The organism is Enterobacter sp. ECC_219_Taxon_10 (assembly GCF_058354905.1).
This window is the reverse complement of the sequence record NZ_CM178005.1, coordinates 3,794,018-3,812,643: the sequence shown is the minus strand read 5'-3', so window position 1 is coordinate 3,812,643 and position 18,626 is coordinate 3,794,018. Positions and strand designations below refer to the sequence as shown.

General features: G+C 57.3%; 19 protein-coding genes and 5 tRNA genes. 17 read left to right on the top strand and 7 right to left on the bottom strand.

Annotated elements, in window-relative coordinates; all coding sequences use genetic code 11:
* Positions 1–56 precede the first annotated feature (56 nt).
* On the top strand, positions 57–1,571 hold the full coding sequence (norR, locus tag AC4ICF_RS18050; protein WP_316380156.1) for a nitric oxide reductase transcriptional regulator NorR: 1,515 nt from the start codon (positions 57–59) through the stop codon (positions 1,569–1,571).
* Here norR and gutQ read toward each other — a convergent pair.
* The 7 genes from gutQ to srlA form a co-directional block, all read right to left on the bottom strand.
* Complete coding sequence (gene gutQ, locus AC4ICF_RS18045; protein WP_116343430.1) at positions 1,568–2,533, bottom strand: arabinose-5-phosphate isomerase GutQ; 966 nt, start codon at positions 2,531–2,533, stop codon at positions 1,568–1,570. The genes norR and gutQ overlap by 4 nt on opposite strands.
* A complete protein-coding gene (gene srlR / locus AC4ICF_RS18040; RefSeq protein WP_032640855.1) occupies positions 2,526–3,299 on the bottom strand; it encodes a glucitol operon DNA-binding transcriptional repressor SrlR in 774 nt (257 codons plus the stop codon). Before srlR ends, gutQ begins: the two co-directional genes overlap by 8 nt.
* Before the next feature lie 63 nt (positions 3,300–3,362).
* The gene (gutM, locus tag AC4ICF_RS18035) at positions 3,363–3,722 is read right to left on the bottom strand and encodes a transcriptional regulator GutM (protein WP_166712195.1); all 360 of its coding nucleotides are present in this window, start codon (positions 3,720–3,722) and stop codon (positions 3,363–3,365) included.
* Positions 3,723–3,789: 67 nt separating this feature from the next.
* Positions 3,790–4,569, bottom strand: coding sequence for a sorbitol-6-phosphate dehydrogenase (srlD, locus tag AC4ICF_RS18030; RefSeq protein ID WP_116343428.1), 780 nt, complete (start codon positions 4,567–4,569; stop codon positions 3,790–3,792).
* A 14-nt stretch (positions 4,570–4,583) separates the two neighbouring features.
* On the bottom strand, positions 4,584–4,946 hold the full coding sequence (gene srlB, locus AC4ICF_RS18025; RefSeq protein WP_023308951.1) for a PTS glucitol/sorbitol transporter subunit IIA: 363 nt from the start codon (positions 4,944–4,946) through the stop codon (positions 4,584–4,586).
* 12 nt (positions 4,947–4,958) lie between these two features.
* A complete protein-coding gene (srlE, locus tag AC4ICF_RS18020) occupies positions 4,959–5,918 on the bottom strand; it encodes a PTS glucitol/sorbitol transporter subunit IIB (protein WP_192984377.1) in 960 nt (319 codons plus the stop codon).
* Positions 5,915–6,478, bottom strand: coding sequence for a PTS glucitol/sorbitol transporter subunit IIC (srlA, locus tag AC4ICF_RS18015; RefSeq protein WP_023333189.1), 564 nt, complete (start codon positions 6,476–6,478; stop codon positions 5,915–5,917). The genes srlE and srlA overlap by 4 nt, the downstream gene beginning before the upstream one ends.
* Positions 6,479–6,729: 251 nt before the next feature.
* Here srlA and mltB point away from each other — a divergent pair, with 251 nt between their 5' ends.
* From mltB to AC4ICF_RS17935, 16 genes are all read left to right on the top strand, one after another.
* Complete coding sequence (gene mltB, locus AC4ICF_RS18010) at positions 6,730–7,830, top strand: lytic murein transglycosylase B (RefSeq protein ID WP_168733281.1); 1,101 nt, start codon at positions 6,730–6,732, stop codon at positions 7,828–7,830.
* Positions 7,831–8,521: 691 nt separating this feature from the next.
* Entirely contained in the window at positions 8,522–9,175 is a 654-nt protein-coding gene (locus AC4ICF_RS18005; RefSeq protein WP_316380158.1) for a metal ABC transporter ATP-binding protein, read from the top strand.
* A complete protein-coding gene (locus AC4ICF_RS18000; protein ID WP_316380159.1) occupies positions 9,172–10,032 on the top strand; it encodes a metal ABC transporter permease in 861 nt (286 codons plus the stop codon). Before AC4ICF_RS18005 ends, AC4ICF_RS18000 begins: the two co-directional genes overlap by 4 nt.
* A gap of 14 nt (positions 10,033–10,046) precedes the next feature.
* Complete coding sequence (locus tag AC4ICF_RS17995) at positions 10,047–10,925, top strand: metal ABC transporter substrate-binding protein (protein ID WP_316380160.1); 879 nt, start codon at positions 10,047–10,049, stop codon at positions 10,923–10,925.
* Between the two features lie 129 nt (positions 10,926–11,054).
* On the top strand, positions 11,055–11,552 hold the full coding sequence (gene pncC / locus AC4ICF_RS17990) for a nicotinamide-nucleotide amidase (protein WP_061097290.1): 498 nt from the start codon (positions 11,055–11,057) through the stop codon (positions 11,550–11,552).
* Positions 11,553–11,641: 89 nt separating this feature from the next.
* Positions 11,642–12,700 (top strand): recombinase RecA, encoded by a 1,059-nt coding sequence (gene recA / locus AC4ICF_RS17985; protein ID WP_028014189.1) that lies wholly within the window; start codon positions 11,642–11,644, stop codon positions 12,698–12,700.
* Between the two features lie 68 nt (positions 12,701–12,768).
* Positions 12,769–13,269: a recombination regulator RecX gene (gene recX, locus AC4ICF_RS17980; protein WP_028014188.1), complete on the top strand. Its 501-nt coding sequence runs from the start codon at positions 12,769–12,771 to the stop codon at positions 13,267–13,269.
* 131 nt (positions 13,270–13,400) lie between these two features.
* Positions 13,401–16,028 (top strand): alanine--tRNA ligase, encoded by a 2,628-nt coding sequence (gene alaS, locus AC4ICF_RS17975; protein WP_491466115.1) that lies wholly within the window; start codon positions 13,401–13,403, stop codon positions 16,026–16,028.
* A gap of 241 nt (positions 16,029–16,269) precedes the next feature.
* Positions 16,270–16,455, top strand: a complete 186-nt coding sequence (gene csrA, locus AC4ICF_RS17970) for a carbon storage regulator CsrA (RefSeq protein ID WP_000906486.1) — start codon at positions 16,270–16,272, stop codon at positions 16,453–16,455.
* 342 nt (positions 16,456–16,797) lie between these two features.
* Positions 16,798–16,890 (top strand) — tRNA-Ser (locus AC4ICF_RS17965).
* A 4-nt stretch (positions 16,891–16,894) separates the two neighbouring features.
* Positions 16,895–16,971, top strand: a tRNA-Arg gene (locus AC4ICF_RS17960).
* Between the two features lie 64 nt (positions 16,972–17,035).
* Positions 17,036–17,112, top strand: a tRNA-Arg gene (locus tag AC4ICF_RS17955).
* A 29-nt stretch (positions 17,113–17,141) separates the two neighbouring features.
* Positions 17,142–17,218: transfer RNA gene (locus AC4ICF_RS17950), tRNA-Arg, on the top strand.
* Between the two features lie 160 nt (positions 17,219–17,378).
* A tRNA-Arg gene (locus AC4ICF_RS17945) sits at positions 17,379–17,455 on the top strand.
* 117 nt (positions 17,456–17,572) lie between these two features.
* Positions 17,573–18,139, top strand: a complete 567-nt coding sequence (gene yqaB, locus AC4ICF_RS17940) for a fructose-1-phosphate/6-phosphogluconate phosphatase (protein ID WP_491466114.1) — start codon at positions 17,573–17,575, stop codon at positions 18,137–18,139.
* On the top strand, positions 18,136–18,564 hold the full coding sequence (locus AC4ICF_RS17935) for a YqaA family protein (protein ID WP_008499541.1): 429 nt from the start codon (positions 18,136–18,138) through the stop codon (positions 18,562–18,564). The genes yqaB and AC4ICF_RS17935 overlap by 4 nt, the downstream gene beginning before the upstream one ends.
* Positions 18,565–18,626: the final 62 nt, after the last annotated feature.

Here is an 18,626-nt window from a genome sequence, read left to right as displayed (position 1 = left end):
ATCAAGAAAGCTGTCAATATGACACTATGTATTGTCAAAATGACTGTGAGGCTGACATGAGCTTTTCTGTAGATGTGCTGGCGAAGATTGCCATTGAACTGCAAACCGGTATCGGCCATCAGGACCGCTTTCAACGGCTGATCTCCACGCTGCGCCAGGTGCTGGCGTGTGACGCCTCGGCGCTGCTGCGCTACGAGGGAAGACAGTTTATTCCGCTGGCTATCGACGGGCTGGCGCAGGACGTGCTCGGACGGCGTTTTACCCTTGAAGGCCATCCGCGGCTGGAGACCATCGCCCGCGCGGGTGACGTGGTGCGTTTCCCGGCGGACAGCGATCTGCCCGACCCGTACGACGGCCTGATCCCCGGACAGGAGAGCCTGAAGGTACACGCCTGTATCGGCCTGCCGCTGTTTGCCGGGCAAAACCTGATTGGTGCACTGACGCTCGACGGCATGTCGCCGGACCAGTTCGACACCTTCAGCGACGAAGCGCTGCGCCTGATTGCGGCGCTGGCCGCCGGGGCGCTGAATAATGCGCTGTTGATAGAGCAGCTGGAGAGCCAGAATATTCTTCCCGGCAGCCCGGCGGCGTTTGAGCAGGTCACGCACACGGAGATGATCGGCCTTTCGCCCGGCATGGCGCAGCTCAAAAAAGAGATTGAGATTGTCGCCGCGTCCGATCTGAACGTGCTGATCTTCGGGGAGACCGGCACCGGTAAGGAGCTGGTGGCGAAAGCCATTCACGAAGCCTCGCCGCGGGCGGTCAACCCGCTGGTGTACCTCAACTGCGCCGCGCTGCCGGAAAGCGTGGCGGAGAGCGAGCTGTTTGGTCACGTCAAAGGGGCATTTACCGGGGCGATCAGCAACCGCAGCGGCAAGTTCGAAATGGCCGATAACGGCACGCTCTTCCTGGATGAGATTGGCGAATTATCCTTATCACTTCAGGCCAAACTGCTGCGCGTATTGCAGTACGGCGATATTCAGCGCGTGGGGGATGACCGCAGCCATAGAGTGGACGTGCGTGTGCTGGCAGCGACTAACCGGGATCTGCGTGAAGCGGTGCTGGCGGGCAATTTCCGCGCCGACCTGTTCCACCGCCTGAGCGTGTTCCCGCTGTCCGTGCCCCCGCTGCGCGAGCGCGGGGACGACGTGGTGCTGCTGGCGGGCTTTTTCTGCGAGCAGTGCCGCCTCAGGATGGGGCTTTCCCGCGTGGTGCTGAGTCCGGGGGCGAGATCGCATCTGCTGAGCTACGGCTGGCCGGGCAACGTGCGCGAGCTGGAGCATGCGATTCACCGCGCGGTAGTGCTGGCGCGGGCGACGCGCTCGGGGGATGAAGTGGTTATTCATGCGCGCCATTTTGCGCTGCAGGATGAAAATACGCCGTCCGTGAAGCCTGCAACGCCTGAGAGCGTGAACGAGAACCTGCGCGAGGCGACGGAAGCATTTCAGCGTCAGATGATTACCCGCGCGCTGGAGCAGAACAACCGCAGCTGGGCGGCGTGCGCCCGTGCGCTGGAGATGGACGTCGCCAACCTGCACCGGCTGGCGAAGCGTCTCGGGCTGAAGGGTTAGATTATCCCGGCCTGGTAGAAGTCCTGCAGGTTGATGGCGCCGCACAGCCTGCCGTGCTCGTCCACCACCGGTGCGGCGGTGATTTTGCGCTTCATCAGCACCTCTTTGGCTTCAATGGCGCGGCTGTCGGCGTTCAGCGTCAGCCCGCCTTTGGTCATGGCGTCCGACACGTTCGTTTCCAGCCTGCCGCCGCCCACCAGCCAGCGGCGCAGGTCGCCGTCGGTGAACACGCCCTTCACGTTGCCGCTGTCATCGCACACCGCCACCAGCCCCAACCCGGTGCGGCTGAGTTCCAGCATCGCGTCCATCACGCTGGTATCGAGTTTGACCTGCGGAATGGCATCGTCGGTGCGCATCAGGTGGTGAACTTTATTGAGCAGGCGAGCGCCGAGTGCGCCTGCCGGATGCGAACGGGCAAAATCTTCTTCGTTAAAGCCGCGCGCCTGCATCACCGCCATCGCCAGCGCGTCGCCCATCATCAGGGTGTTAACGGTGCTGGAGGTCGGGGCAAGGTGCATCGGACAGGCTTCACGCTCAACGGAAATGTCCAGCGTCGCCTTGGCGGCCAGCGCCAGCGGCGAGCGGGGTTTCCCGGTCATCGCCAGCAGGGCGACCGATTTTTCCTGCAGGCGTGGGATGATGAGATCCAGCTCCTTGGCCGAGCCGGAGTAGGAGATAAACAGCATCACGTCGCGGCTTTCAATCATCCCCAGATCGCCGTGCAGCGCCTCTGCCGGATGCACGAAGAACGCCGGGGTGCCGGTGCTGGCGAGCGTCGCGGCAATCTTTTTGCCGATATGGCCGGATTTACCGATGCCCGCCACGATCACTTTGCCTTCGCAGTGGATAATGGTGTTGGCGGCGCGGACGAAATCCTCGCCCAGACGTTCCGGCAGGCGGCTGGCTTCCTGCAGCTCCAGCATTAGCGTCTGGCGGCCCGTTTCTAACAGAAAATCACTCATCTCTCTCTCCGGTTACGATCACGTCGATGCCTTTTTCTTCCAGCGCTTTTTTGAACGCCGGATCGATACCCGCGTCGGTAATCAGCTTATCAACGCTTTCAAGGCTACAGACAATGTTGGGGCTTTTGCGGCCAAACTTCGACGAGTCTGCCATCAAAATCACTTCCCGCGCGGCGTTGCACATCGCTTTGCTGACGCTGAAGACCTCGTTAAACGTCGTGACGCCCGCGTTCAGGTCGATGCCGTCGGTGCCCATAAACAGTTTATCGAAGCTGAAGTGGTCGAAGGCGTTCTCTGCCAGCTGACCGTGAAACGATGCCGATTTTTTGCGGAAGGTACCGCCGGGCATCAGGATGGTCTGCTCGCTGTCGAACTCCGACAGGGCGTTAACGATGTGCAGGCTGTTGGTCATCACCGTGATGTTGTTAAAGCGGCTGAGCAGGGGGATCATCTGCAGGACGGTGCTGCCGGCGTCGAGGATGATGGAATCGCCATCGTGGATAAATTTTACGGCGGCTTCGGCAATCAGCGCTTTCTGGTGGGTATTGATCAGCGTTTTGTGATCGATAGGCGGGTCGGCTTCGTCTTTATTAAGCACCACGCCGCCGTAGGTTCGAATGACGGCGCCAGAGTTTTCGAGCAATACCAGGTCCTTGCGTATCGTCGTGCCGGTGGTGTCAAAGTAGTGGGCGAGGTCCTCTACCGAGCATTTTCCCTGCTTTTGCAGATGCTCAAGAATGGCCGCCTGCCGCTGACGAGGTTTCATAGGCGCTTCGTTCCTTAGGTTGCGAAATGATAATTTCGCAAGTCTATAGCTTTCACAACGAAATTATCCATGTTTCAGATTAAGCGCTAATGATAGTGCATTCTGACAGAGTGGATCATGGGGAAAGATCACATCAGGCCGTAATTCCTGCAGCAAAATGCCGTTGATTGCCTGGATTTTGGCCGGTCGGGCAAAGACCGTCATACCGCGCATGATCAGGGAATCGCACACCTTATTGTTTTCATCCAGCGCAACAGCGACGACGACCCGCGGCTTGAAACGTCCACCGGAACGCCCGACGCCGACGCGGCCTTTCTGGCACAGGGCGTCAAACGCGCGGTTAAATTGATGGATTTGCCAGCCGCCAAACGCCATCTGGCAGATCCAGGCGAGGGCGGCGACGGTAATGAGTGCGGTTACCATATCGGCTCCTTGTTTTGTTCCCTCTCCCGGTGGGAGAGGGTTAGGGTGAGGGCATCAGGCCGCTCGATCAGAACATCACCTGCCCACCGGTCACGTTAATCGACTGCCCGGTGCAGTACGAGGCTTTCGGGCTGGCGTAAAACAGCAGCATATTCAGCACGTCCTGATAATCGCACCCGCGCTTCAGCGGCACTTTATCGATGTAGTACTGCTCCACTTCCTCAGCTTTGATGCCGAGCTTGGTGGCATACTGCGGCAGCAGGGACTGGAACATCGGCGATTTCAGCAGGTTCCCCAGCATCAGCGAGTGAACGGTAATGCCGTACTCGGCCAAATCCAGCGCCAGAGACTGCGTCAGCCCCACGCCGCCAAACTTCGCCGCGCTGTAGCCGGAGTTGTGCTTGCTGCCCACTTTCCCGGATTTGGAGTTGATCTGAATGATGCGCCCCTGAATGCCGTCTCGAATCATCAGACGGGAAAACTCGCGGGCGCAGAGGAAATAGCCCACCAGATTCACCTGCAGCGAACGGTCAAAATCCCCCAGTTCGAAATCGCTGATAAAGGCCGCTTTCGCAATCCCCGCGCTGTAGACCAGCAGGTCGGTGCGCCCAAAAATCTCGTCCACGCCGCGGGCCAGCGCCATCACGCTCTGCTCGCTGGTGGCGTCGGCACCAAACCCGTACGCCACCCCTTCGCCAAATTCGGTGTTGATGGCGTCCGCCACGCGGGCGGCTTTTTCACTCTGAATGTCCACTACCGCCACGCGGTAACCCTCTGCGGCAAGCCCACGGCAGAGGAACTCGCCTAAGGTTTGTCCTCCACCAATGACAACGGCAACCTGACTCATGTGATTCTCCTTAATTACGCAACAAATTTTAACGTGCAGCCTGGGGTGACAGCCTGCGGAACCGGGCCCGCTACGTGCACCGTGCCGGGATACTCGGCCTGCGGCTGGCCGTCGAAACGCAGGGTGATGTGGCCCAGCTCGCGCAGGTTTTGCTCGGCCACGTCGCCGACGGCGGTCACGGCATAGCGCGCCTCGCCCAGCTCCAGCTGGCTTCCTGCCTTCAGCTCACCCTTCAGCTCGCCGTGGCAGTGGATAAAGCAAAACTCTTCGATATCCGCAGGCGCGCCTTCGCGGAAAGTGATTAGCATCTGGTCGCTCAGCGCGTCCGCTGCGCTCTGGCCGATGCGGGTAATGGTGGTCTGGTAAATGACGGTCATCGCAGGAACCTCTTATTGATAAATAAAGCCGGAGACAAACCAGGCAATCAGCACCGTCGGCGCGCCCGTCAGGAAGCGGCTGACCAGCACGGACGGCACGCCCACGCGCACGGTGTCCTGGCGCGCTTCGGCCAGCGACAGCCCAACGGGGATGAAATCGCACGCCGCCTGGGCGTTAATGGCAAACAGGGCGGGCAGGGCGAGGTGCGGAGGGATGTTCCCCAGACCAATCTGTACGCCAATCAGCACGCCGATGACCTGGGCAATCACCGCGCCCGGGCCGAGGAACGGCGACAGTAGCGGGAAGGAGCAGATCAGTGCCAGCGTCACCAGCCCGAGCGGGTGGCTGGCAAGCGGGGCGAGGCCGTGGGCAATCCAGTCGCCCAGGCCGGACGCCATGATGATGCCGATCAGCGCCGAGACGAAGGCCATAAACGGCAGAATGGTTTTCAGTACCGTGTCGATGGTGTCGCGCCCGGACTGGAACAGCACCGCCACGGCGGAGCCCATCCCCATCCCGACCTTTGCCAGCAGGCCGTCGCTCTGCTCGGTGATTTTCTTGCTGGTGTCGTACTCCCGCGGGGCCGCTTTTTGCGGCGCAGGACTGCCATTCACCACAGTGATGTTGTCCTCCTTTACGCCTGAGACATAAATGTCCTCAAGGATGTACTGTGCCAGCGGGCCGGATTTTCCGGTGGAGTGAATATTCACCGTCGGAATGCGGCGCTTCGGATAGATACCGCAGCGCAGCGTGCCGCCGCAGTCAATCACCGCCACGCCGATGTCCGCTTCCGGCGGTTCGCCTTCCTTGAAGCCGTCGACCGCTTCCCAGCCGGTCAGCTCGCGCAGCCTGTCGACGATTGCCGGGCGCGTCCCTGCGGTGATGTAGACGATCTTTTTGCCTTCGGTAGCGTCGAACTCCAGCGGGCCGCCCCAGCCGCCCGTACCTTTCTCAATGCGGATCCGGTTCATGCTGTGGCTCCTGAAAGATGGACCTTCTGTTCAAGCTGGATGCCCATTTTTTTCTCGAAAATGGCGGTGGTGAGGTCGGTCACCCAGCCGCGGAAGAAGTTGGTGACCAGGCCGACCAGCAGGTAGCTCACCGCCAGCGGTCCAAGCGGAAGGCCAAGGGTGGTGAGACCGCTGGCGATCCCGAGATAGACAAACAGCTCGCCGGGGTTAATGTGCGGGAACAGGCCGTTCATCGAGTGGCAGCTGTAGGAGGCGGCGGCGTAGTAGCTCGGCTTGTACTTCTCTGGCATAAAGCGGCCGAGGCTCAAGGTCATTGGGTTGCAGAAAACAAAGGTACCGATGAATGGCAATACCAGGTAACGGGACAGCGGATTACCGGCGCAGCGCTGGGCAAAGCGTTCAATGCGCTGCTGGCCGATAAAGTTGATCAGCGCGTTCATGATCACCAGCAGGCTGATCAGCAGAGGCAGGATCCCGGTCACCATGCCGGTGAACACTTCTCCGCCTTTCTGAAACAGCCCGATGAACCACTCGGCGCCGTGGGTGATGGTCTCTATCATTCTTCTCTCCTGTGGGGCTTTTTTGTTTTGTATTACTGTGGCTAATAATAATCACTTTGAAAGGTTTTAAAGTGTTAGTTAGATCTCACAATGAAAGAAAAATGGATTATTTTGAAAGTAATTGATGGCATGAATGATTTTCGGTGGAAAAAAGCGCGGATTTGCGTGGGAGAGGTGCGTACCGCTTCCTTGAGGTGTTGCGGATGCTTTACCATACTGGGTTCTTATCGAACCCGTTAAATGGATGTCTCATGTTCAAGCGTCGTTATGCAGCGCTGTTGCCTGCGCTTATCCTGCTGTCTGCCTGTAGCAGCAAACCTAAGACCGAAGCCGTTCAGCAAACGGCGGGCGCGCCTTCCGGGGGATTCCTGCTGGAGCCGCAGCACAATATGATGCAGATGGGAGGCGATTTCGCGAATAACCCGGCGGCCGAGCAGTTCATCGATAAAATGGTGAGCAAACACGGTTTTGACCGCCAGCAGCTGCATGAAATTTTGTCTCAGGCCAAGCGTCTGGACTACGTGCTGCGCCTGATGGACAGGCAGGCACCGTCCGCCCAGGTGCCGAGCGGGCCAAACGGCGCATGGCTGCGCTACCGCAAACAGTTTATTACCCCGGACAACGTGCAAAACGGCGTGGCGTTCTGGAACCAGTATGAAGATGCGCTCAACCGCGCGTGGCAGGTCTACGGCGTGCCACCGGAAATCATCGTCGGGATTATCGGCGTGGAGACCCGCTGGGGCCGCGTGATGGGCAAAACCCGCATCCTTGACGCGCTGGCGACGCTCTCCTTTAACTACCCGCGCCGCGCCGAATACTTCTCTTCCGAGCTGGAAACCTTCCTGCTGATGGCGCGCAACGAGCAGGACGATCCGCTCGATTTGAAAGGGTCGTTTGCCGGCGCGATGGGCTACGGCCAGTTTATGCCGTCCTCCTACAAGCAGTATGCCGTCGACTTTAACGGAGACGGCCACATTAACCTGTGGGATCCGGTGGATGCCATCGGCAGCGTGGCGAACTACTTCAAAGCGCACGGCTGGACGCCGGGCGGGCAGGTGGCCGTGCAGGCGAACGGCGAGGCGTTTGGTCTGGAAAATGGCTTTAAAACCAAGTACAGCGTAGCGCAGCTAACGGCGGCAGGCTTAACGCCAACCCAGCCGCTGGGCAACGTTGACCAGGTGAGCCTGCTGCGTCTGGATGTGGGAACCGGGTACCAGTACTGGTACGGTATGCCGAACTTCTACACCATCACCCGCTATAACCACAGTACGCACTACGCGATGGCGGTGTGGCAGCTGGGGCTGGCGGTGTCTCAGGCGCGCGTTCCTGCGGCGTCACCGTTTAGTCAGTAAGTCGCTTTATTCCCCCTCTCCCTGTGGGTTGAGGGATCCACACAAATTAATGCGAGCAGTGAACAATCCCCTCGCCCCTTTGGGGAGAGGGTTAGGGTGAGGGGTACATACGGCGGTAGTGGTCATTCCGTTCACTTCACGTTCCTTGCTACTCTGTGAGGACATGGCCGGTGAACGTGCCAGGGCGGCTCAATCGCCACCGCCCTGGCGACCCGGGCTCCCGGCGGTAAATCGCCGCTTCGCGGTGCCCTCAGCTTATTCCTTCAGGCTATCGGGTCGGGCATGAGCCTGCATCCCTGCAGGCCACGCCCTCTCGGCGCATCCCTGCGCCTCGCCCCGGCCTTACGGAAACGCTTCGGCGATTTACAGCCGGACCAGGACATCGCTGAAAGCCTTAACTCGTTCTGAAACAACGTCATTGCTTCTGCTTATAAATTACTGGGGATCCCTCAATCCTGTGGGAGAGGGCACCCGCGCGCACCTATTTCCTGCAGAAACATTTCGCCACACTCCCGTTTCAAACCCGCCGTTTACATCTCTGCCGTCTTTCATTATTGTTATGTTATAACATATAATTAGGTGTCGATATGTCAACCTCCCTTTTTTCTCTTTCTGCGCCGGTTCGGCTTTTGCTGGCGCTGGGACTTACTGTGTTGCTCGGCCTGGCAGTGCGCTGGGCGGTGGCGCTGCCATGATTGTGATGAACGAACTGGTTGCGGGCTATGACCGCCAGCCCGTCACGCGTCCGCTTTCGGGCGTGATTGAACGCGGTAGCATGACCGCCATTATCGGCGCCAACGGCTGCGGCAAATCCACGCTGCTGAAAACGCTCGCCGGATTTATTCCGCCCGTCAGCGGCAGATTTCGCTGGCAGGGTAGACGACCGGTAATCGGCTGGCTGGCACAGCGTCACGCGCTGGAGGCGCAGTTTCCGCTGACCGTGCAGGACGTAGTGAGCATGGGCTGCTGGCCCGGAATTTCGCTTTTTGCCGGTTTTCGTCGTGAAGCGCGCCTGCGCATTAGTGGCGCGCTTGAGCGCGTGGGGCTGGAGTCAATGGCGTTATCCACTATCGATGAACTCTCCGGCGGCCAGTTTCAGCGCATGCTGTTTGCCCGCGTATTAGTGCAGCAGGCGCCGCTGGTAATGCTGGACGAGCCTTTTACCGGCGTTGATGAAGCAACCTGCAACGTGCTGATGGATCTGATGCTGGAGATGTATATGCAGGGGCAAACCCTGCTCGCGGTGCTGCACGACAGCGAGCTCGTGGCGCGCCACTTCCCGCAGACGCTGCGGCTGGATGCTGACGTTCCCCAGTGGAAAACCGAACGGGTGAGGGTGGCATGATCTGGCATACATTCTTCCAGCCGTTTATTGAGTACGGCTTTATGCGCCGTGCGCTTGTGGTCTGCCTGGCGCTTTCTGTCAGTACCACCGCGCTCGGCGTGTTTCTTCAACTGCGGCGGATGAGCCTGATGGGCGATGCGCTTTCTCACGCCATTTTGCCCGGCGTCGCCGTGGGGTATTTGCTCAGCGGGATGTCGCTATTGGCGATGACCGTCGGCGGGTTTATCGCCGGCATTGCCGTTGCGCTGGTGGCCGGGCTGGTCAGCCGCCGCACGCCGCTAAAAGAAGATGCCAGCTTTGCCGGATTTTACCTGGGTTCACTGGCGCTGGGCGTCACGCTCGTTTCGCTGCGCGGCTCGAATGTCGATCTGCTGCATCTGCTGTTTGGCTCCATCCTCGCCGTGGACAATGACGCTGCGCTGTTTGTGACCGGCGTGTGCATCTTCACCCTTATCATGCTGGCCCTTTTTTACCGCGGGCTGGTGACGGAGGCGTTTGATACCGCCTGGCTGCAGGTGAATGCCCGCTGGCTGCCCGGGCTGTTGCACGGCCTGTTTCTGGCGCTGCTGGTGCTTAACCTGGTGGCCGGTTTTCAGGTGCTTGGCACGCTGATGGCCGTCGGGCTGATGATGCTCCCGGCGGTGGCGGCGCGCTGTTGGGTACGCACCTTACCCGGATTACTCCTGATGGCCGGTATCAGCGGTATTTTCTGCGCGTGGCTGGGGCTAAGCCTCTCCTGGGCGGCAAGTTTGCCCGCAGGGCCGTCCATTGTGCTGACCGCCAGCGCGCTGTTCTTTATTTCCATTTTATTTGGCACGCGAAGCAGGCTTGCTGGCAGCCTGCGGGCGCTTTTTTAACGTAAGGGGAAACGATGAAACGTACAGGATTAATCATGGCGCTTGCGCTGGGGATGATGTCGCATAGCGTAATGGCGAAAACGCTGAATGTGGTCACCAGTTTTTCGATACTGGGGGATATCACGCAGGAGGTGGGGGGAGAGCGCGTGAACGTGACGACGCTGGTCGGGCCGGACGGCGATCCGCATACCTTCGAACCGTCACCAAAAGACAGCGCGGCGCTGAGCAAGGCTGACGTAGTAGTGGTCAACGGCCTGGGGCTGGAAGGCTGGCTCGACCGTCTGGTTAAAGCCTCCGGGTTCAAAGGGCAGCTGGTTGTCGCCTCAACCGGAGTGAAAACCCACACGCTTGAGGAAGATGGAAAGACCGTGACCGATCCGCACGCCTGGAACAGCGCGGCGAACGGTGCGCTGTATGCACAAAATATTCTGAACGGGCTGGTGAAAGCCGATCCGGAAGACAAAGCGGCGCTGGAGGCTTCAGGGAAGCCGTACATTGCGCAACTGACTCAGCTGGACGGCTGGGCTAAAACACGCTTTAGCCAGATCCCGCAGGAAAAGCGTAAAGTGCTGACCAGCCATGACGCGTTCGGCTATTTTGGCCGCGCTTACGGCGTAACCTTCATGGCACCTCAAGGACTCTCTTCCGAGAGCGAGGCCAGCGCGGCGCAGGTTGCGGAGATTATCAATCAGATTAAAGCCGACGGCGTGAAAACGTGGTTTATGGAAAACCAGCTCGATCCGCGTCTGGTGAAGCAGATTGCGTCGGCGACGGGCGCACAGCCGGGCGGCGAACTTTACCCGGAAGCGCTGTCGGCCAAGGGTGGGGTGGCAGACACCTACGTTAAGGCGTTTCGTCATAATGTCGATACGATTGCGAACAGCATGAAGTAACATTTCTGCAGCCGGTGCGCCCGCACCGGCTTTTTTCTGAAGCCCCCTCGTAAAACCTGAAGCGCATCCCCATATCTGACGAGAAAGTGCTATCTTGTGCTGCACGTTTTTCTCAAGCCTGGAGCAAGAATGACTGACCATGAATTGATGCAGCTTAGCGAGATCGTTGGCCTTGCACTGAAGCAGCGTGGCGCGACAATTACCACCGCAGAATCCTGCACCGGCGGCTGGGTGGCGAAAGCGATTACCGATATCGCCGGCAGTTCCGCCTGGTTTGAACGCGGCTTTGTGACCTACAGTAACGAAGCTAAGGCGCAGATGATTGGCGTGCGCGAAGCCACGCTGGAACAGCATGGCGCGGTCAGTGAACCGGTTGTCATTGAAATGGCCATTGGCGCGCTGAAAGAGGCGCGGGCAGATTACGCCGTTTCCATCAGCGGTATCGCGGGGCCCGACGGTGGCAGCGACGTGAAGCCTGTCGGCACCGTCTGGTTCGGGTTTGCCACGTCCAAAGGGGAAGGGATCACCCGCCGGGAGTGCTTCAGCGGCGATCGTGAAAGTGTGCGTCGTCAGGCAACCGTGTATGCGTTAAAAACGCTCTGGCAACAATTTCTACAAAACACTTGATACTGTATGACCATACAGTATAATTGCACCAACAGAACAGAAGTCCATGGTGAAGCGCAGTTGCTTCTCCCGGCATGACAGGAGTAATAATGGCTATCGACGAAAACAAACAGAAAGCGTTGGCGGCAGCACTGGGCCAGATCGAAAAGCAATTCGGTAAAGGCTCCATCATGCGCCTGGGTGAAGACCGTTCCATGGATGTGGAAACTATCTCCACCGGTTCGCTTTCTCTGGATATCGCACTGGGCGCGGGCGGTTTGCCGATGGGTCGTATCGTAGAAATCTACGGTCCGGAATCCTCAGGTAAAACGACTCTGACCCTGCAGGTTGTTGCAGCGGCGCAGCGCGAAGGTAAAACCTGTGCGTTTATCGATGCCGAGCACGCGCTGGACCCGGTCTATGCCCGTAAGCTGGGCGTTGATATCGACAACCTGCTGTGTTCCCAGCCGGACACCGGCGAGCAGGCGCTGGAGATTTGTGACGCGCTGGCGCGCTCTGGTGCGGTTGATGTGATCATCGTCGACTCCGTTGCGGCGCTGACGCCAAAAGCAGAAATCGAAGGTGAAATCGGTGACTCTCACATGGGCCTCGCGGCACGTATGATGAGCCAGGCGATGCGTAAGCTGGCCGGTAACCTGAAGCAGTCCAATACGCTGCTGATCTTCATCAACCAGATCCGTATGAAAATTGGTGTGATGTTTGGTAACCCGGAAACCACCACCGGTGGTAACGCGCTGAAATTCTATGCCTCTGTCCGTCTGGATATCCGCCGTATCGGCGCGGTGAAAGAGGGCGAGAACGTGGTGGGTAGCGAAACCCGCGTGAAGGTTGTGAAGAACAAAATCGCCGCACCGTTCAAACAGGCTGAGTTCCAGATCCTCTACGGCGAAGGTATCAACTTCCTCGGCGAGCTGGTTGACCTGGGCGTGAAAGAGAAGCTGATTGAAAAAGCGGGCGCCTGGTACAGCTACAACGGTGACAAGATTGGTCAGGGTAAAGCGAATGCTATCTCCTGGCTGAAAGAGAACCCGGCTGCGGCGAAAGAGATTGAGAAGAAGGTGCGTGAGCTTCTGCTGAACAACCAGGACTCCAAACCTGATTTCGTGGTGGATGCTGCGGATGCTGAAGAAACCAACGAAGACTTTTAAGTCTCTCGTGTAAAGATGAAGGGCTGCTGACGCGGCCCTTTTTGCATTTCTGAATCTGCAGGTTTTTTATGAGTGAACCGACATCACGCCGACCCGCCTACGCGCGCTTGCTGGACCGTGCGGTACGCATTCTCGCCGTGCGCGACCACAGTGAGCAGGAGCTGCGGCGGAAGCTGTCAGCGCCCGTCATGAGCAAAAACGGACCGGAAGAGATTGATGCCACTGCGGAAGACTACGACCGCGTGGTGGCCTGGTGCTATGAGCATCATTACCTGGACGATGACCGCTTTGCCTCGCGCTTTCTCGCCAGCCGCGGCCGCAAAGGGTATGGGCCCGCGCGCATCCGGCAGGAGCTGAACCAGAAAGGGGTAGCCAGGGAGTCCATCGAAAAAGCGATGCGCGAAAGCGACACCGACTGGTGCGAGCTGGCAAAAGAGCAGGCTATTCGTAAATACGGCGAACCGCTGCCGCGTGAATTTTCAGAAAAAGTCAAAATCCAGCGCTTTTTGCTCTACCGCGGCTTTCTGATGGAAGATATTCAGGATATCTGGCGTAATTTTGCCGATTGAACGCATGCGGGATTTTACTTCCCACTAAAGAAAACTTATCTTATTCCCACTTTTTCCAGTAGCTGGTCTGTCCAACGGTTTACCGATACAGGCTGGCTACGACATTTCGTTAGCTTGATTTCAGGATAATTATGAGCAAGAGCACCGCTGAGATCCGTCAGGCGTTTCTCGATTTTTTCCATAGTAAGGGACACCAGGTTGTTGCCAGCAGCTCCCTGGTACCGAACAACGATCCGACTCTGCTGTTTACCAACGCCGGGATGAACCAGTTCAAGGATGTGTTCCTTGGTCTCGACAAGCGTAATTATTCCCGCGCTACAACCTCACAGCGTTGCGTGCGTGCGGGCGGTAAACACAACGACCTGGAAAACGTCGGTTACACCGCGCGTCACCACACCTTCTTCGAAATGCTGGGTAACTTCAGCTTCGGCGACTACTTCAAACACGATGCCATTCAATACGCGTGGGAACTGCTAACCGGTGAAAACTGGTTCAACCTGCCGAAAGAGCGTCTGTGGGTTACCGTCTATGAAACCGATGACGAAGCGTTCGAAATCTGGGAAAAAGAGGTCGGTATCCCGCGCGAGCGTATTATTCGCATCGGTGATAACAAAGGCGCGCCATATGCGTCTGATAACTTCTGGCAGATGGGTGATACCGGTCCTTGCGGTCCGTGCACCGAGATCTTCTACGATCATGGCGACCACATCTGGGGCGGCCCTCCAGGTAGCCCGGAAGAAGACGGCGATCGCTATATTGAGATCTGGAACATCGTCTTCATGCAGTTCAACCGTCAGGCTGACGGCACCATGGAGCCGCTGCCGAAGCCGTCCGTTGATACCGGTATGGGCCTGGAGCGTATCGCCGCGGTTCTGCAGCACGTTAACTCCAACTACGAGATTGACCTGTTCAGCACCCTGATCAAAGCCGTTGCAGAAGTGACCGGCGCGACCGATCTGAACAACAAATCGCTGCGCGTTATCGCAGACCATATTCGTTCCTGTGCGTTCCTGATTGCTGACGGCGTTATTCCGTCGAATGAAAACCGTGGCTACGTGCTGCGTCGCATCATTCGTCGTGCGATCCGTCACGGCAACATGCTGGGCGCGAAAGACACCTTCTTCTACAAACTCGTTGGGCCGCTGATTGGCGTGATGGGTTCAGCCGGTGACGAGCTGAAACGCCAGCAGGCGCAGGTTGAGCAGGTTCTGAAAACCGAAGAAGAGCAGTTTGCACGTACGCTGGAGCGCGGCCTGGCGCTGCTGGACGAAGAGCTGGCGAAGCTTAAGGGCGACACGCTGGACGGCGAAACCGCTTTCCGCCTGTACGACACCTACGGCTTCCCGGTTGACCTGACGGCGGACGTTTGCCGCGAGCGCAACATCAAGGTTGATGAAGCAGGCTTTGAAGCCGCGATGGAAGAGCAGCGTCGCCGTGCGCGTGAATCCAGCGGTTTCGGTGCAGACTACAACGCGATGATCCGCGTTGATAGCGCGTCTGAATTTAAAGGTTATGAAGCGCTGGAACTGACCGGCAAAGTGACCGCCCTGTTTGTTGACGGTAAAGCCGTAGACAGCATCAGCGCAGGCCAGGAAGCCGTCGTCATTCTGGACAAAACCCCGTTCTATGCGGAATCCGGTGGCCAGGTTGGCGATAAAGGCGAACTGAAAGGCAACGGCTTTAGCTTCAGCGTAAGCGACACCCAGAAATACGGTCAGGCGATTGGTCACCAGGGCAAACTGGTTTCCGGTTCTCTGAAAGTGGGCGAGGGCGTACAGGCTAACGTTGATGAAGTACGCCGTGCGCGTATTCGCCTGAACCACTCTGCAACCCACCTGATGCACGCTGCTCTGCGCGACGTGCTGGGCACCCACGTTGCACAGAAAGGTTCTCTGGTTAATGACAAGGTGCTGCGTTTCGACTTCTCGCATTTTGAAGCGATGAAACCGTCTGAAATCCGCGCGGTGGAAGACCTGGTGAACGCGCAGATCCGTCGTAACCTGCCAATCGAGACCCACATCATGGATCTTGAGGACGCGAAGAAAAAAGGTGCGATGGCGCTGTTTGGCGAGAAATATGACGAGCGCGTTCGCGTGCTGAGCATGGGTGACTTCTCTACCGAGCTGTGCGGCGGTACTCACGCCTCGCGCACCGGTGACATCGGCCTGTTCCGCATTATTTCCGAATCCGGTACGGCGGCAGGTGTGCGTCGTATTGAAGCGGTAACCGGTGAAGGCGCAATCGCCAGCCTGCATGCGCAGGGCGATCAGCTGCACGACATCGCGCAGCTGCTGAAAGGCGATAGCCAGAACCTGAGCGAGAAAGTGCGCGTTGCGCTGGATCGTACCCGTCAGCTGGAAAAAGAACTTCAGCAGCTGAAAGAACAGGCTGCGGCGCAGGAGAGTGCAAACCTCTCCAGCAAAGCGGTAGACATTAAGGGCGTCAAACTGCTGGTCAGCGATCTGGCGGGCGTGGAGCCTAAGATGCTGCGTACTATGGTCGACGATCTGAAGAACCAGCTTGGTTCAACGGTTATCGTGCTGGCGACGGTGGCAGAAGGTAAGGTTTCTCTGATTGCGGGCGTCTCTAAGGATGTGACCGACCGCGTTAAAGCAGGGGAACTGATTGGTATGGTCGCCCAGCAGGTGGGCGGTAAGGGTGGCGGTCGTCCGGACATGGCGCAAGCCGGTGGTACGGATGCGGCGGCACTTCCTGCAGCATTAGCCAGCGTTGAAAGCTGGGTGAGCGCGAAATTGTAATAACTACAAAGCACAATCAGACGCCATAGCGGTAACGTTATGGCGTCTTGTTCACTGTGCTATCGATAACGATAAAGTCAGGTTGAGTTTGTGTATATCGGCTAAACTTACGTTTAACAGAATGTGATGCCGTGACTGCTTACACTTTACGTGTTTGTCATCGCTTACTTTTTGGCGTTATATGATGGATAATGCCGGGATACAAGAGACCCGACTCTTTTAATCTTTCAAGGAGCAAAGAATGCTGATTCTGACTCGTCGAGTTGGTGAGACCCTCATGATTGGGGATGAGGTCACCGTGACAGTTTTAGGGGTAAAGGGTAACCAGGTACGTATTGGTGTTAACGCTCCTAAAGAAGTATCTGTCCACCGTGAAGAGATCTACCAGCGTATCCAGGCTGAAAAATCCCAGCAGTCCAGTTACTGATATTGTCGCGTCTCGCTGTCGGGCGAGACGCAACCCTCCCGCTATTTTTCCTGCTTAAAGTTACCGTTTAATTTCAATCGCTCTCTTTTTAACCACTCCGTTACCCTTAACTCGTCTCAACACCGCCATTTCGACAGATGTTTTCTGTGGCGTTGCCTGCAAAATCCGCTTATAAAACACCCTCTTTGCGGCTTTTACATGCGAATTGCGTGTGATTTGTGCAAACGATAAAAGCTTTTGGAAAATTGTTTGACTTATAAGTCCCAGAAAGTAATATATGCGCCACGCAGCGACGAGAAGCTCTTAACGAGTAACTCGAAGCACTCGAAAGAGGCGTTGTGTGGTGAGGTGGCCGAGAGGCTGAAGGCGCTCCCCTGCTAAGGGAGTATGCGGTCAAAAGCTGCATCCGGGGTTCGAATCCCCGCCTCACCGCCATTTTGCATCCGTAGCTCAGCTGGATAGAGTACTCGGCTACGAACCGAGCGGTCGGAGGTTCGAATCCTCCCGGATGCACCATCTATTACTTCATATTGCTTTAGAAGTGATATGAATATCGAGCAGTACAGTAGTAAATCCCGATGCATCCGTAGCTCAGCTGGATAGAGTACTCGGCTACGAACCGAGCGGTCGGAGGTTCGAATCCTCCCGGATGCACCATTTACTATTTCTGAAAGCAGTACCCTGATGCATCCGTAGCTCAGCTGGATAGAGTACTCGGCTACGAACCGAGCGGTCGGAGGTTCGAATCCTCCCGGATGCACCATATTCTCCGAGATAATAGCCACGCTGTTGTTTCAAGGTCTGCGATTTAATCGCGAGCACCAGGGAGGATAACGTTGCTTCAGCAACGGCCTGCAGGGCGAGGCGCAGCCGAGTAATCCTCCCGGATGCACCATTTACTGTTTCTAAAAGCATTTCCCGATGCATCCGTAGCTCAGCTGGATAGAGTACTCGGCTACGAACCGAGCGGTCGGAGGTTCGAATCCTCCCGGATGCACCATATTCTCCTTCTTTGTTTATTCCTTCGACGTTCCGTCAGCAATCACACTCTCAATCAGCGACAAAAACCACCTTTTACGATAAAGTAATGCTTTGTTAATCGTTTAGCGAGAGCACGATGTACGCACAGTATGACGGTTTGATCTTCGACATGGATGCCACCATCCTGGATACCGAACCCACGCATCGTCAAGCCTGGACCGAGGTCCTTGGTCGCTACGGCATGCGTTTCGACCTTCAGGCGATGATTGCCCTCAACGGATCCCCTACCTGGCGTATTGCGCAGGCCGTGATTGAACTGAATCAGGCCGATCTCGACCCACACCTTCTCGCGCGTGAAAAAACCGATGCGGTAAAAGCCATGCTTTTAGATACCGTACGCCCTCTGCCACTGATTGATGTGGTAAAAGAGTGGCACGGGCGTCGCCCGATGTCTGTCGGTACGGGCAGCGAGAGCGCGATAGCAGAAGCGTTGCTCAACCATCTTGGCCTGCGCCACTATTTTTCTGCCGTGGTTGCCGCCGATCATGTTAAAAATCACAAGCCCGCACCGGACACCTTTCTGCTCTGCGCAGAATTAATGGGCGTACCGGCGGCAAAATGCGTCGTGTTTGAAGATGCCGATTTCGGTATTCAGGCCGCGCGTGATGCCGGAATGGATGCGGTGGATGTGCGCTTGCTGTGAGTGACGCGCTGTCACTTGCCTCATTATTCGCCAGCAGTTTTCTAAGCGCCACGCTGTTACCGGGAAATTCGGAAGTGGTGCTGGTGGCGATGCTGTTGTCCGGCGTCAGTCAGCCCTGGCTGCTTGTATTAATAGCAACAATGGGTAATAGCCTTGGAGGGCTGACTAACGTTATTCTTGGGCGTTTCTTTCCGCTGCGCGAAAAGTCGCGCTGGCAGGAAAAGGCAGTCGGCTGGCTAAAACGCTATGGCGCTGCCACGCTGTTATTAAGCTGGATGCCTGTAATAGGCGATTTACTGTGTCTGCTGGCGGGATGGATGCGCATCTCCTGGGGACCGGTGCTCTTTTTTTTGTGCCTTGGCAAGGCGTTGCGCTATGTTCTCGTGGCGTGGGCAACACTACAGGGTATGACGTGGTGGCACTAATTGGTGGAATGAATACGCGACCTTCAATCGTCAACCATTACAATTATGCTGAGTAACATTAC

What these genes read in the sequence shown, in the direction of transcription:
- norR (WP_316380156.1), top strand. Translation starts at nt 57, where the DNA reads ATGAGCTTTTCTGTAGATGTGCTGGCGAAGATTGCCATTGAACTGCAA.
- gutQ (WP_116343430.1), bottom strand. Translation starts at nt 2,533, where the DNA reads ATGAGTGATTTTCTGTTAGAAACGGGCCGCCAGACGCTAATGCTGGAG.
- srlR (WP_032640855.1), bottom strand. Translation starts at nt 3,299, where the DNA reads ATGAAACCTCGTCAGCGGCAGGCGGCCATTCTTGAGCATCTGCAAAAG.
- gutM (WP_166712195.1), bottom strand. Translation starts at nt 3,722, where the DNA reads ATGGTAACCGCACTCATTACCGTCGCCGCCCTCGCCTGGATCTGCCAG.
- srlD (WP_116343428.1), bottom strand. Translation starts at nt 4,569, where the DNA reads ATGAGTCAGGTTGCCGTTGTCATTGGTGGAGGACAAACCTTAGGCGAG.
- srlB (WP_023308951.1), bottom strand. Translation starts at nt 4,946, where the DNA reads ATGACCGTCATTTACCAGACCACCATTACCCGCATCGGCCAGAGCGCA.
- srlE (WP_192984377.1), bottom strand. Translation starts at nt 5,918, where the DNA reads ATGAACCGGATCCGCATTGAGAAAGGTACGGGCGGCTGGGGCGGCCCG.
- srlA (WP_023333189.1), bottom strand. Translation starts at nt 6,478, where the DNA reads ATGATAGAGACCATCACCCACGGCGCCGAGTGGTTCATCGGGCTGTTT.
- mltB (WP_168733281.1), top strand. Translation starts at nt 6,730, where the DNA reads ATGTTCAAGCGTCGTTATGCAGCGCTGTTGCCTGCGCTTATCCTGCTG.
- AC4ICF_RS18005 (WP_316380158.1), top strand. Translation starts at nt 8,522, where the DNA reads ATGATTGTGATGAACGAACTGGTTGCGGGCTATGACCGCCAGCCCGTC.
- AC4ICF_RS18000 (WP_316380159.1), top strand. Translation starts at nt 9,172, where the DNA reads ATGATCTGGCATACATTCTTCCAGCCGTTTATTGAGTACGGCTTTATG.
- AC4ICF_RS17995 (WP_316380160.1), top strand. Translation starts at nt 10,047, where the DNA reads ATGAAACGTACAGGATTAATCATGGCGCTTGCGCTGGGGATGATGTCG.
- pncC (WP_061097290.1), top strand. Translation starts at nt 11,055, where the DNA reads ATGACTGACCATGAATTGATGCAGCTTAGCGAGATCGTTGGCCTTGCA.
- recA (WP_028014189.1), top strand. Translation starts at nt 11,642, where the DNA reads ATGGCTATCGACGAAAACAAACAGAAAGCGTTGGCGGCAGCACTGGGC.
- recX (WP_028014188.1), top strand. Translation starts at nt 12,769, where the DNA reads ATGAGTGAACCGACATCACGCCGACCCGCCTACGCGCGCTTGCTGGAC.
- alaS (WP_491466115.1), top strand. Translation starts at nt 13,401, where the DNA reads ATGAGCAAGAGCACCGCTGAGATCCGTCAGGCGTTTCTCGATTTTTTC.
- csrA (WP_000906486.1), top strand. Translation starts at nt 16,270, where the DNA reads ATGCTGATTCTGACTCGTCGAGTTGGTGAGACCCTCATGATTGGGGAT.
- yqaB (WP_491466114.1), top strand. Translation starts at nt 17,573, where the DNA reads ATGTACGCACAGTATGACGGTTTGATCTTCGACATGGATGCCACCATC.